This is a genomic window from Pedobacter montanisoli (genome assembly GCF_022809115.1).
Lineage (GTDB): Bacteria > Bacteroidota > Bacteroidia > Sphingobacteriales > Sphingobacteriaceae > Pedobacter > Pedobacter montanisoli.
In genome coordinates, this window is sequence record NZ_JALGBH010000002.1 from 1,121,960 (window position 1) to 1,135,837 (window position 13,878).

General features: G+C 35.5%; 12 protein-coding genes. 8 read left to right on the plus strand and 4 right to left on the minus strand.

Annotation, left to right across the window (positions count from 1 at the left end):
- Positions 1–8: 8 nt before the first annotated feature.
- On the minus strand, positions 9–2,510 hold the full coding sequence (locus tag MMF97_RS12640; protein ID WP_243362780.1) for a S9 family peptidase: 2,502 nt from the start codon (positions 2,508–2,510) through the stop codon (positions 9–11).
- Between the two features lie 212 nt (positions 2,511–2,722).
- Between MMF97_RS12640 and MMF97_RS12645 the strand changes: the two genes are divergently transcribed.
- From MMF97_RS12645 to MMF97_RS12675, 7 genes are all read left to right on the plus strand, one after another.
- Complete coding sequence (locus MMF97_RS12645; RefSeq protein ID WP_243362781.1) at positions 2,723–3,631, plus strand: ABC transporter ATP-binding protein; 909 nt, start codon at positions 2,723–2,725, stop codon at positions 3,629–3,631.
- Positions 3,624–4,958 carry an ABC transporter permease gene (locus MMF97_RS12650; RefSeq protein WP_243362784.1) on the plus strand — a complete coding sequence of 445 codons (1,335 nt, stop codon included), beginning with the start codon at positions 3,624–3,626 and terminating at the stop codon, positions 4,956–4,958. Before MMF97_RS12645 ends, MMF97_RS12650 begins: the two co-directional genes overlap by 8 nt.
- 111 nt (positions 4,959–5,069) lie before the next feature.
- Positions 5,070–5,987, plus strand: coding sequence for a Ppx/GppA phosphatase family protein (locus MMF97_RS12655; protein ID WP_243362786.1), 918 nt, complete (start codon positions 5,070–5,072; stop codon positions 5,985–5,987).
- Positions 5,988–6,067: 80 nt separating this feature from the next.
- Positions 6,068–6,508, plus strand: coding sequence for an SRPBCC family protein (locus tag MMF97_RS12660; RefSeq protein WP_243362787.1), 441 nt, complete (start codon positions 6,068–6,070; stop codon positions 6,506–6,508).
- 60 nt (positions 6,509–6,568) lie between these two features.
- Complete coding sequence (locus MMF97_RS12665) at positions 6,569–6,898, plus strand: YegP family protein (RefSeq protein WP_243362788.1); 330 nt, start codon at positions 6,569–6,571, stop codon at positions 6,896–6,898.
- A gap of 378 nt (positions 6,899–7,276) precedes the next feature.
- Complete coding sequence (locus tag MMF97_RS12670) at positions 7,277–8,137, plus strand: sigma-70 family RNA polymerase sigma factor (RefSeq protein ID WP_243362789.1); 861 nt, start codon at positions 7,277–7,279, stop codon at positions 8,135–8,137.
- Between the two features lie 94 nt (positions 8,138–8,231).
- Positions 8,232–9,680 carry a glyceraldehyde-3-phosphate dehydrogenase gene (locus MMF97_RS12675; protein WP_243362790.1) on the plus strand — a complete coding sequence of 483 codons (1,449 nt, stop codon included), beginning with the start codon at positions 8,232–8,234 and terminating at the stop codon, positions 9,678–9,680.
- Between the two features lie 67 nt (positions 9,681–9,747).
- Here the strand turns inward: MMF97_RS12675 and MMF97_RS12680 are convergent, their stop codons facing one another.
- Positions 9,748–10,731, minus strand: coding sequence for a potassium channel beta subunit family protein (locus tag MMF97_RS12680; RefSeq protein ID WP_243362791.1), 984 nt, complete (start codon positions 10,729–10,731; stop codon positions 9,748–9,750).
- Positions 10,732–10,848: 117 nt separating this feature from the next.
- On the opposite strand from MMF97_RS12680, the gene MMF97_RS12685 reads away from it, so the two are divergent.
- Complete coding sequence (locus tag MMF97_RS12685) at positions 10,849–11,790, plus strand: M28 family peptidase (RefSeq protein WP_243362792.1); 942 nt, start codon at positions 10,849–10,851, stop codon at positions 11,788–11,790.
- Between the two features lie 34 nt (positions 11,791–11,824).
- Here the strand turns inward: MMF97_RS12685 and MMF97_RS12690 are convergent, their stop codons facing one another.
- Together MMF97_RS12690 and MMF97_RS12695 are read right to left on the minus strand one after the other, a co-directional pair.
- Positions 11,825–12,091 (minus strand): hypothetical protein, encoded by a 267-nt coding sequence (locus MMF97_RS12690; protein WP_243362793.1) that lies wholly within the window; start codon positions 12,089–12,091, stop codon positions 11,825–11,827.
- A 129-nt stretch (positions 12,092–12,220) separates the two neighbouring features.
- On the minus strand, positions 12,221–13,876 hold the full coding sequence (locus MMF97_RS12695; protein ID WP_243362795.1) for a S41 family peptidase: 1,656 nt from the start codon (positions 13,874–13,876) through the stop codon (positions 12,221–12,223).
- Positions 13,877–13,878: the final 2 nt, after the last annotated feature.

Here is a 13,878-nt window from a genome sequence, read left to right on the forward strand (position 1 = left end):
TAAGACCTCTAATTTTTTCGTTCTACTTCTTTATCCATTTCGGTCATGTTCACTTCTTCTGATCTTGAAAAATCACCTAATAAATAATTATTAAAGTAATCGGCCAGTCTCCAGAACATGTATTCGGTCATATCTCCAAAAGAATGGCGTTGACCAGGAACAATCATAAAATCGAAGCGCTTATTAGCCTTGATCAAAGCATTAGCTACTCTTATACTGTTTGCAGGATGTACGTTATTATCAACATCGCCATGCATTAACAATAAATGTCCTTTTAAATTTTTTGCCAGATCAGGGTTTTTATCTATCGAGTATTTGAATGTGGTATCGCCTTTCAAAGAAATAATTTCTTTAACACCATGGTGTTTTTCGCTCCACCAACGGTTATAGATGCTGTTATCGTGATTACCCGCAGCAGAAACCGCTACTTTAAAGAAATCAGGATAAACCAGCATTGCCGCTGTTGACATGAAACCACCGCCCGAGTGCCCGGTAATACCTACTTTAGTGGCATCAACATATGGATAACGATCTGCCAATTGTTCTATCGCCGCTTTTTTATCTGCCAAACCATAATCACGCAGGTTTCCATAACCATAAGTGTGGTACCATTTAGAACGGGCAGGATGTCCTCCTCTGTTACCTACTGTAATTACGATATAACCTAACTGCGCTAAACGATCTACTCTATCCATACTACGGCCAAATGCTTTATTTACCGCTTCGGTTTGTGGTCCTGGATATACATATTCAATTACAGGATACTTCTTGTTCGGATCAAAATTAAATGGCTTATACATTACACCGTATAAATCGGTTACGCCATCATCTGCCTTTACTTTAAAAGGCTCAGGGAATTTATAGCCTGCTGCCATTAGTAATGATAAATCAGAGGTCTCTAATTCTAATACTTTATTACCGCTGTTATCATACAATGTAGTTTTAGGAACAGTATTTACGCGAGAGTAATTATCTACAAAAAATTTACCGTCATCGCTCATGGATACCTGATGGTCAAAATCTCCGGCATTCAACAATTTCAAGCCCGAACCATCAAAGTTTACACGATATAAATGTAAATAATAAGGATCTTCTTTAGGTTCTTTGCCGTTAGCTGTAAAATACAACACACGGTTTTTCTCGTCAATATTAATGATTTCCTCACAGTGAAAGGCACCTTTGGTAATCTGATTTTTTAGTTTACCGTTCTCATCAAACAGGTAGTAATGCCCCCATCCGTCTCTTTCACTCCAATGGATAAGTTCTTTACCTCCATTTACCAATCCAGGACGTTGTACTTCTACATAAGTATTGAAACGTTCTTCTATAACCGGTTTAATTGCTCCGCTTTTAACATCAACCACACAAATATCAATGCGTTTCAAATCACGGCTTGTGCGGCCCATGTAAAATTTATTGTTATCGCCCAACCAAATTGCCGGTCTAAATTCTACATCTCTTTCTTTATTTAATGATGGGCGACTGTAAACATTTAAACTTTGGTCTTTAAAAGCTGATACGCTTAATTTCTTACCTGTTTTGGCTCCGAAATCAAACAACCAGATCTCATCTATCGGTGCTTCGGCCTCACCTGGCATTTGGTATTTGTAAGTTTCTAAAGTAGGTCTTCCAGAGCTAACGCTATTGATTACCCATAAATCTTTAACTTTTCTGCTATCGGTACGTTGTATTGTAAAATACTTTGAATCTGGCGACCATAATACAAAAGCTCTACGGCGTTTTTTATCGTTCTTTATCACCTCTTCATTATTTTCGCCACTACCATCACTACCAAATGCATAATATTTTACACCTTCTTTGGTAAGCTGATGCTCAACAATTGTACTGTCTTCTTCGTTTTTTATGGCTTTCATATAGTTAGCCTTATCCATCCAGTACAGGTTGTAATTACGGGTAAAGATAATTGCAGACGAATCTGGCGCTACTGCTCCCCATGATGGTTTGGCTTTAGGACGTTTATAATCTTTAAGCTCTGTCAGTTTGCTATTAGACAGGTCATATTGAAATTTAAAGATTTTCTTCTGAAGTGAATCTGCAGCTTTTTTATCTTTTCTGTCTGGTTTAACTTCATCTATGGTACTCTTGATCTCGAAAGTTATGCTTTTTTCATCATCAGAAAATTTAAGGTTTTCTATGGGCAGGTTTTGTTTATCAAACGGATCACGAACAATCAGTGTAATTTCTGCTGCCAAAGTTGCCGGATCAAATAATTGTTTTTTATTTCTATTCGCCGGATCTACAATGTACCAATTTTTACCATTGGGTGTTTCATACTGATACCAAAAACGGTTAGAGTTTCTTAACCAATGTGCATCTACAGCTGTAGAATAAATCATTTTTCGCAGTTTGCTAGGCGAAAAACGTGCCGCCATCTGGTAATTTGCTTTTTCTGGTGCAGCAATAACTTCTGTGGTGGTAATGGTTTTTGTTTGTGCAAAAAGCTGTGTTGCTAAAGCACAAAGCAAAAACGAAAAGTAAAATTTCTTCATTAAAGGGTGATAATTTAAGTTTTGATTTGGCTAAAATAAGTGAAAGACAAAAGGTACTCAAATATTTATAGTAATATTTAAGTTAAACACCTAGCTTATTGAACGGTAATTTTTAAAACCGTTATTTATAAATAATCCGGTACTTTTCAACATCCTATGTAACAACTCCTGTATTGTACTATCTTAATAGCACTAAACTAAATTTCTAATTCATGCTAATTGTTAAAGATATTGTAAAACAATACGCTTCGCACCGGGCATTGGATCATGTGAGCCTTGAGGTAAAACAAGGCAAAATTTTTGGTCTGTTAGGTCCCAATGGCGCAGGTAAAACATCCCTCATTAGAATTATAACTCAAATTACCGCACCAGACAGCGGCGAGGTTATTTTTAATGGTGAGCGCTTAAACAGCAACCATATTTCACAGATCGGGTATTTACCGGAAGAACGCGGACTTTATAAAAAAATGGAAATTGGTGAACAGGTATTGTACTTAGCCAAACTAAAAGGCCTGCATACATCTGAAGCCACCAAGCGCATCAAATACTGGTTCGAAAAACTGGATATGCAGGGATGGTGGCACAAAAAAGTGGAAGACCTGAGCAAAGGGATGCAACAAAAGGTGCAATTTGTGGCTACAGTTCTTCATCAACCCGAGCTAATTATCTTAGATGAACCTTTTTCAGGATTTGACCCTGTAAATGCCGATATCATCAAAAATGAAATCTTAGAACTCAACAGACAGGGATCTACCTTTATTTTTTCTACACACCGCATGGAAAGTGTGGAAGAATTATGTGATGATATTGCTTTGATTAATCAATCTAAAAAGATATTAGATGGCTCTGTTGATGAGATTAAATCTGCTTACAAGAACAATACATACTGGCTAGAATACGAAGGTAATCATCACATGCAAAGCAATGATACTTTCGAAATTTTAAGTAGCGAAGAGGCTAGAGACAGAAAAATCATCAAACTAAAATTAAACCCGCAAAGAAATATCAACGAAGTACTTTCAGGTTTGCTTCCTGTTGTTAATATCCACCGTTTACAGGAAGTGATACCAAGTATGAATGAAATTTTTATCGAAAAAGTGAAAGGACAATCTCATGAATAAGATTCTACTCATTATACAACGCGAATACCTTTCGAGGGTAAAAAAGAAATCATTTATTGTAATGACTTTCTTAACGCCTCTTCTAATTGCCGGTATATATGGCTTAATAGGTTATTTTAGCTATAAAGGCATAGCTGATTCATTTGATCGTATTGCCGTTGTAAACAAGAATACTACGCTCGATAGTAAACTGAGCAGTAATAAAAACATTGCATATACCTATTTAGACGAGAATCTTGAACAGGCCAAGCAGGAAATTAAAAGCGGTAAATTTGATTATATCCTATATTTGCCTGAATTTAACTTAGATGCTCCTCAGGGTATAGAAGTTTTTGGTTCTAAACAAGCGGGTTTATCTTTAAGTGAAAGAATTTCTGGTGATATCGAGAATTTAATCCGTACGCAAAAGCTAAAGAACTCGGGCATATCACAAACCGATCTGGATAAACTGAAAACTGATGTAAGTATTTCGGTAAAAAAGATTGCTAAAGAAGGAAAAGAAGAAGAATCTAGCGCTGGCGCCAGTATGTTTATCGCATTTGCTGCAGGTATCCTTATGTTCATGTTCATTATGCTATATGGCGTTCAGGTAATGCGTGGCATTATTGAAGAAAAAACAAGCCGTATTGTCGAAGTCATGATCTCATCGGTTAAACCTTTTCAACTAATGATGGGTAAAATCATTGGTATAGCTTTGGTGGGTTTAACCCAATTTATGCTCTGGATTGTTCTAACCTTTGCCATAAGCACGGCAGCCGTTAGTATTTTCATCAATAAAAGCGATTTAAAAAAGATGGAGCAAAGCTCCCATGTTTCTGCACAAATGAAAAAAGGGGCAGAAATTAGTGCCAATACACCCGGCAACCCTATAACTGATCTACAAAAAAGTCTTTCGGGCTTAAATATCCCTAAAATTATAGGTGTGTTTATCTTTTTCTTTTTAGGTGGATATTTATTTTACAGTGCTCTGTACGCAGCCATAGGTTCGGCTGTTGATAGTGAAACGGAAACACAGCAGTTTATGATGCCTGTAATGTTGCCTCTCTTACTGGGCTATGCTTTATCATTAAGCGTAGTAAATAACGACCCTTATGGCAGCACCGCATTCTGGTTATCTATTATTCCGTTTACCTCTCCTATTGCCATGGTAGTTCGGATACCTTATGGTGTAGAAAACTGGCAATTGATCCTTTCTATGGTAACACTTGTTTTAGGTTTTATCGCTACTGTATGGATTGCAAGCCGCATATATCGTGTAGGTATTTTGATGTATGGAAAAAAAACCACCTTCAAGGAGATGTTTAAATGGTTTACTTATAGAAACTAAAAAAATCATCTTATTTCAATAAAATCAGGGAGAAATCTTTAAGTTTAAAAACAAAAAGGTTTCTCCTTTGTAATTTTAAAACAGGTGGAATCTTTTCTAAAGCCTGTATTTATGAAAAAAATTGCCGTCATTGATCTTGGCACCAACACCTTTCACCTTGTTATAGCAGAAGTTAGACTACCAGGTAGCTTTGAGGTGGTTTATAAAACCAACCAGCCGGTAAAACTTGGTGAAAACATTACCCTGAACAATGAGATTATACCAACCGCTTTTGAAAGAGGCTTAAGCTGTTTAGAAGAATTTCATAATGTGATTAAACAGCATAGAGTTGACCGGATTAGAGCTGTAGCTACTTCTGCCGTACGTAGTGCAAAAAATGGCAATGACTTTGTACAGACTGTAAAAAAGATAACAGGCATTACCATAGAAATCATTGATGGTATTGAAGAAGCCAGCTTGATTTATGAAGGTGTTAAAGCAAGTGGTTCTATTCATTCTCCATCCTTAATTATGGACATTGGTGGTGGGAGCACCGAATTTATTCTATGCGATCAAAAAGAAATTTTCTGGAAGCAGAGCTATAATATTGGCGCAGCAAGACTTTTACAGCAATTCTTTCACAGCGATCCCTTAAGTAAAGAAGACAACCATAAAATTAAAATACATTTAGAAAACCAACTCCAAAGCTTGATTCAGGTTATATCACAGTATCAACCTCAGGTAATGATCGGTTCTGCAGGTGCTTTTGAAAGTTTTTATCAAATGCTTAATCCCCATACCCATTTAAGTCAAATAATTAGTACCGATATTGCCATAAGTGCTTATGCCCAACTCGCCGAAAAGCTTTTGCACTCTACCCATGCAGAACGACTGCAAATTCCTGGTCTGATCCCTTTACGTACTGATATGATTGTAATGGCAGTTATACAAACCAGCTATGTATTAGAACTAGCAAAAGTAGAGCAGCTAAAATTATGCAGTTATGATCTAAAAATGGGTATACTAGCTCAAATAAGCAAAGAGATTTAACCTCTAATACAACTCTTTATAAAACTTAATTTGTCTCTTGAGTTCTTTTTGGTTAATTTATATTCTAATAATTTAAAACTATGAACAAGACCATTATAACCGTACAAATGCTAATTAAGAAACCTGCTGATGTGGTTTATCAGGCTTTTATCAATCCTGAGGTTACCACAAATTTCTGGTTTACCAAATCTTCAGGAAAATTGGAAAAAGGCAAAACCATAAACTGGCAGTGGGAAATGTACGAAGCCTCAGCTGATGTCTATGTAGAACAGCTTACCGAGAACCAGCAGATTATTATTAAATGGGGCGATCCGCAAACTACCGTAGAGTTTAATTTTAACACCCTTAGTGCAAACGAAACTTATCTGGTGATTAAAAATTATGGTTTTACGCAAACTGGTAACGAATTAATCCAGCACGTTATGGATCAGACTGGTGGTTTTACAACCGTTGTAGATGCTGCTAAAGCGTATCTGGAGTTTGGCATTAACCTAAATCTGGTTGGTGATAAATTCAGGTAATTATTTACAAAAATTTCAAACCATATTCCCTATAAGAATGTTAAACCAAAAATTTGAATTATGGGAAAATTTGAAATTACAACAAGAAAAAACGGGGATTTCCAGTTTAATCTAAAGGCAGGAAACGGGCAGGTTATTTTAACCAGTCAGGGCTATGCATCAAAAGACGGCTGCATTAATGGAATCGAATCGGTTAAAAAAAATGCACACCTCGATGAAAGGTTTGAACGTTTACAATCAAGTAATGGTAAACCTTATTTTAATCTAAAGGCAGGTAATGGACAGATTATTGGCAACAGCGAAATGTATGAAAGTGTTGCAAGTCGCGAGAATGGCATTGAATCGGTTAAGAAAAATGCTTCTAATGCAAGCATAGAAGAAAAATCCTGACAAAAATGTTACCCGTAAAAACGGGTAACATTTTTATTTTTCTAGATAACCTGACATACACCTTTCATCCAATGTGACATTTTTTCCAGAACCCTTCTTTTCCTTTTCTTAAATCTGTTGTCAGTTTGATATGTCATTTAGAAATAAAATTAAAGCCAAAAACCTTATTATTTTAAGCTATCATATCAACAAAACTCACAATCTGGTGTTATTTAGGATGCACAGCCAAAATATTGCTCATTTGGAATGATTTTTGCTGTGAAGTTATAATTAAAAAAAGTGGTTAAAACCACATAATTTTCAACAATTTATCACACAAATCTGTATTAATTTATATATTTTTGCAGTTCAAAAAATACACAGGGATTAATTTATTAAATGAGACAACTCAAAATAACCCAATCCATCACCAACAGGGAAAGTCAGTCGTTAGATAAGTACCTACATGAGATTGGAAAAGTAGATTTAATTACAGCAGAAGAAGAAGTAATTTTAGCACGCAAAATCCGTGAAGGTGATCAGGCCGCTCTTGAACGCTTAACCAAAACCAATTTACGTTTCGTAGTATCTGTTGCAAAGCAATATCAGAACCAGGGTTTAACACTTGGCGATTTAATTAACGAAGGTAACTTAGGCTTAATAAAAGCAGCTAAACGTTTTGATGAAACCAAAGGTTTTAAATTTATTTCGTACGCTGTATGGTGGATTCGTCAGTCGATTTTACAGGCTATTGCAGAACAAAGCCGTATTGTACGTTTGCCATTAAACCAGGTAGGTTCATTAAGTAAAATCAGCAAAGCTTTCTCTAAATTAGAGCAGGAATACGAGCGTGAACCATCTCCTGAAGAACTGGCTGATATTTTAGAAACTACGGTTGATAAAATATCCGATACCTTAAGTAATTCAGGCCGTCATGTATCTATGGATGCTCCTTTTGTTCAGGGTGAAGAAAATACTTTATTAGATGTACTGGAAAACCAGGAACCTAATACAGACAGCAATCTGATCAATGAGTCGTTATCTGAAGAAATTAAACGTTCATTATCTACTTTAACAGAGCGTGAGCGTGAGATTATCGTATTGTTCTTCGGGTTAAGCACCAATCATCCCCTATCTTTAGAAGAGATTGGTGAGAAGTTTAACCTTACCAGAGAACGTGTACGTCAGATCAAAGACAAAGCATTACAGCGCTTACGTCATACATCGCGCAGCAAGATTTTAAAATCATACTTAGGATAAAATATTTTATTACAAGTAAATAAGCAGAAAAGATTGGCTACTCGGTCAATCTTTTTTACTTTTGTGCCAAATTCTAACCAAATAATTCTTTGTAATGTTAAACAAATACCAATCAGAGTTTCAAAACTGGATTGAAAAAGAAAAAAAAGCTCTTGAGCTTATTCACGTAGTGGGTCAATTATGGTTCGACAGGTCTATCGAACTGGTCCTTTTCCGCAAACCTTTATTTGATGTAGGTAGTAGCGAAATCTTAGCGTACCATCAATATGCTAAAGAAGTTAGTGGCAAAGACATTTCTATTTATGAAACACTGGAACTTGCCAATACCATTGCCAAGTCAAGTCTTGCCCCTTCTCGCATTGATATCGGACGCCTGGCTTCTGAGTGGCTTGATGAAAGTAACAATCATGGCAACATGCATGATTTTATCATCAGTAAGCTAAGTGCACACATTGGTAAAGATAAAATTACGCTTAAACCAAAAGATGTAATCTTATATGGTTTCGGACGTATTGGCCGTATTGCTGCCCGTGAACTGATCATGCAAGCTGGTAAAGGTGAGCAATTACGTTTACGCGCAATTGTTACCCGTAGCTATAGCGACGAAGAACTGATTAAAAGAGCCGAATTATTGAGAACAGACTCTATTCATGGTCCTTTTAACGGCACTATTGTTGAAGATTTTGAAAACAAAGCAATTATTGTAAACGGACAAACGGTATATCTTATCTCAGTAAAAGAGCCTGAACAAGCTGATTATACTCAATATGGTATAAATGATGCCTTATTAATCGACAATACAGGGGTTTACAGAGACCGTGAAGGTTTAGGAAGACATCTTAAATCAAAAGGTGTAAGCAAAGTTCTTTTAACTGCTCCTGCTAAAGGTGATGTTCCAAATATCGTTACAGGTATAAACGATGGGGAATTTAATTTTGAAGAAGAAAACATTTTCTCTAATGCTTCATGTACTACCAATGCTATTATTCCTGTACTTAAAGTAATGGAAGATAATTTTGGCATTGATAAAGGACACATTGAAACTGTTCACTCTTATACCAACGATCAGAATCTATTAGATAACTATCATAAGAAGTACCGCAGAGGACGTTCTGCTGCATTAAACCTTGTAATTACCGAAACAGGTGCAGATAAAGCTGTAGCTAAAGTTTTACCTCATTTAAGTGGAAAATTAACCGGTAATGCGGTTCGTGTACCTACACCAAATGTTTCATTGGCTATTTTAAATCTTTCGTTGAATAAAACTACTGCCAAGGAAGAAATTCAGGATGTTTTAAAACAGGCTTCGCTATTCGGTAACTTAACAGAACAGTTAGAATACTCATTATCTAACGAATTGGTAAGTAGTGATCTGATTGGCAACAGCCACGCATCAATTGTAGATGGTCCTGCAACCATTATGTCTAAAGATGGTAAGTCTGTTGTATTATACACATGGTATGACAATGAATATGGTTATACCCGTCAGGTAATTCGTTTAGCTAAACGCATTGCAGGCGTAGTTCGTTTAACTTACTATTAACAGCAATAAATATTTCATAAAAAAAGCCATCTAAAAAGATGGCTTTTTTTATGATTAATCTTCCGTATTAGAAAGTTGGTAAATCCGGCTTTGTTTTTACAATACGTTCTATTTCGTTCATCACCTTGTCATTCAGCAATGGCAATACAGATAAAGCATCTAAGTTTTCTTCTAACTGATAGGGTTTTGATGCTCCTAAAATAACCGTACTTACATGGTTGTTTTTTAAACACCAGGCAATAGCAAGCTTAGCTAAACTTACACCTAATTTATCAGCCAGTTTTTGTAATGCTGCAGCTTTTTTGAGTTTTTCAACTGTAAGGGTCTTTTCTTTTAGCCAGTTCATACCTTTCAGATCCAAACGTGTGTCTTTTACATCTTCGCTGGTGTATTTACCAGATAATAAACCCGAAGCCAATGGCGACCAGATGGTAGTACCTAAGCCATGGTTTTTAAAAATATGTAAAAACTCATTTTCCAATTTATTACGCTCAAAAAGATTATATTGAGGCTGCTCCATTGTTGGGCCTATCAGGTTATATTGCTTTGCTACGGTAATCGCTTCCATAATCTCAGCAGCACTCCACTCTGAAGTTCCCCAATACAATATTTTTCCCTGTTGTAAAAGTGTGTTCATCGCCCAAACCGTTTCTTCAACAGGTGTATTCTTATCGGGTCTGTGGCAAAAGTATAGATCTAAATAATCTACTTGCAGGCGTTTTAAAGCCGCATTACAGGCTTCAATTACATGCTTACGAGATAATCCGGTTTGGTTAGGGCCTTTGTTATGCGCACCGAAAAATACTTTGCTCGATACGATGAAGGTATCCCTGTCCCATTTCTTAGCCTTAAGTATTTTTCCCATTACTTCTTCAGATTTACCTTCAGCATAACCTTCAGCATTATCAAAGAAATTAACGCCAGCATCATAAGCTATTCCCATCAGCTCGTCTGCCATTATATCGGTAATTTGATTACCAAAAGTAAGCCAGCTGCCAAATGACAAAGCACTTACCTGTAATCCTGATTTTCCTAATCTTCTGTATTCCATAAATTATTAATATTTATCTTTTAAAGTTAAGCATTTTGAAAAAGCGAAGGTTTTATCTTTTTATTTTTTGCTTTTTACTGATAATAACTCCTACCTTTAAGAATCAATTTATTTTAAATGAAGAAGTTATTTTTAATTATTCCAATTGCATTACAACTTAGCTGCGGATCTGTTAAACAAACCAATAATGTTAATGCCGACACACAACTTTTAAAAGACGTGGAAACTTTATCTTCTGATACGTATGAAGGCAGAAAATCGGGTACAAAAGGCGGAGAAATGGCTAGAAATTATTTAATAGGGCGACTTAAAGAAATAGGTATTCAACCCTACCCTTCTTTAAAAGGTTACGAACAAAACTTTGAGATAAGAAGCAAGAACAATCTTACTTCGGGTAAAAACCTGATTGCTTATATACCCGGCAAAAGTGAGAACGTGATTGTAATTTCTGCCCACTATGATCATATTGGTGTAATTAACAATGAAGTTTATAACGGAGCTGATGACAATGCTTCTGGTGTAGGTGCTTTATTAAAATTTGCTGCTCATTTTGCAAAAAACAAACCCAATAATACTTTAATTTTTGCTTTGTTTGATGCAGAAGAAATGGGATTGCAGGGCGCAAAAGCATTTGTTGCTAATCCACCGCTAAGTTTGGATAAAATTAAATTAAATATCAACATGGATATGATCAGCCATAACGATAAAGGAGAGTTATATGTTGCTGGTACTTATAAATATCCTGAGCTGAAGAAATATCTTTTCACTACCGTTAAAGATGTTAAATTGTTAACCGGTCATGATGATCCAAAATTGGGTCATGATGATTGGACCAACCAAAGTGATCAGGGAGCTTTTAATGCTAAAAATATTCCTTTCTTATACTTTGGTGTTGAGGATCATAAAGATTACCATAAAGCTACTGACGAATTCCAAAACATCAATAAATCCTTTTATATCAACGCATCAAATGTAATATTAGATGTTATCAATAATATTGATAAGGAAAAAGACTTACAGTCGATCTTTAAAGCGAAGGTTCAGATGCATAAACAATAAATAAAAAAAGCCAGCTTAAAGCTGGCTTTTTTTATTAAAAATCAATATCAATTATAGATTTAATTGGTATATGAACATTGTTTTTTAACTGCAGGTATTTTTCTGTAACAGACCATACGGTAGTAATTACTTTTTTAGGTCCGTCTATTGTGTTAAACGTAATTTTTGCTTTACCTTTAAACTCATTCCCTAAACGCTCAACCACTTTAAGCTTTTGTATAATGTCATCAGAAAGAGTAATATCTGCAGGAATAATTCTGTCTACATGTATTTCTTCTTTTTCTATCAATTCGCTCAACATAACTTTAATTTTTATTTAAACAAGCTTAGCTAATTTTTAACTATTAAACAACTATTGAATAGTCAAAAAACAGATAGAAATGTAAAATTTCAATAACAAAAAAACCGCATTTCTGCGGTTTAAAATAAATTATTGTCCTTTTCGCCTAGGGCTCGATACCATCCCCACAAATTCTCCTTTACCTATGTTACGTTTTCCTGTTATTTTTGTACGGCTTAATTTATTCATGGTATTAGTCATCATTTCTGTTCCGGCCAGTTTAGCACCTATAGGTTGAACAGTTGTTGAAGGTGCCAGCACTTTCAGCGCCTGATCTAAATAAGCTTCTTTTACATCACCGAAGTCATGAGTCGGATCATCCCATAAATTTGGATATGCTGAAGCATTTGCTTCATCATAATCAGGAGTAATACCATTAAAATATCCACCCTGACCAAGAGAGTTCTTAGTTTCAAACATTGAGAAATAAACATCATATCTATTCTCGATTGTAACAGGGAAAAATCCTATTGGTTTTCCGTAAGTAGTTGCGCCTACTGTTTTTACATTAACATAAGGTTTTAATGAATTAATCACAAGCTCGCTTGCCGACGCTGTATTACCACTTACAATAAAAACCACATTTTGAATAGTATTCAAGCCCCCTTTTTTATCAAACTTAGCGGTATTAGCTGTGGTTGAATAATCTGCATCATCAAAATAGTTCGCAATTCTACCGTTTACATATTGTATTTTATCATTAATATCTAATAAAGGCTGATTACGCATAATAGTAGCCTGTTTATTTTGCATTTTACTGTTATAGTACTCTGTGTACATCACTTTACCGTTTAGAGCTGATGGAGCAATCAGGTTAATCATGTATTCTGCTGTACTTACGTATCCCCCTCCGTTGTAACGCAAATCAACAATGAGATCGGTAACGTTTGCTGCTGCAAATTCTGCAAAAACAGGATCTAAGTTTGTATCCGAAGGGTTTCTTCCCGGTGTAGACAGCATAGAAAAACGTGCAAAATTCAAATAACCGATTTTTTTACCTCCGGCATCATAAATTTTCTTTGTATAAATAGGACTGCTTTTATAAACTGCTTTAGTTAATGTTACAGACTTGGTTGCTTTTGTAAGGTAATTAATCAGATCTAATTGTACGTTTGTTCCACTTAAAGCTGTATTTAATGAAGAGCTTTCTGCACTGTAATTTGCGCCATAAGATTGGCCGTTAATCTTGGAAATATACCATCCTCTTTTAAGTCCGGCTAAATCTGCAGGCGAACCTTGATATACAGCTGTTATAAACGGGTAGTAAGGACTACTGTTTGAATTACTTGTTAAATAAGATACTATTCTTACGCCGATATCATTTCCATTACCTAATAAATCTACTGCAAGCTGATCTTTACTGTTAAATGCCGTAGGGTTTTTATTGGTTCTGTCAAAAATGTAAGAATATTTTGGTGCAGTAGAAGTTGTTTTATACTCCATTGAATTAGAATATTTGGCTATCTCTAATAATTCTGCATTGTAATTATCCAAATCTTTACTTAGACTGGTAAATCTTCTTGGATTAAAATCACCATAAGTAGGTAAATTGGTATTCCAGTAATAAACATCTTTTGCGTACAGGAAAATAGAATCTAAAGAAAGTTCTTTTCTGGTTGCAGTTACAGGGGTTACAGGATCTGGTTTTGGTGGTTCAGGTGTTGGTTGTACACTTGATTTTTTACAGGCCGTAAATGCGGCTATAGCTACTAGAACAAATAGCTTTAATGTAAAGTTTTTTTTCATAT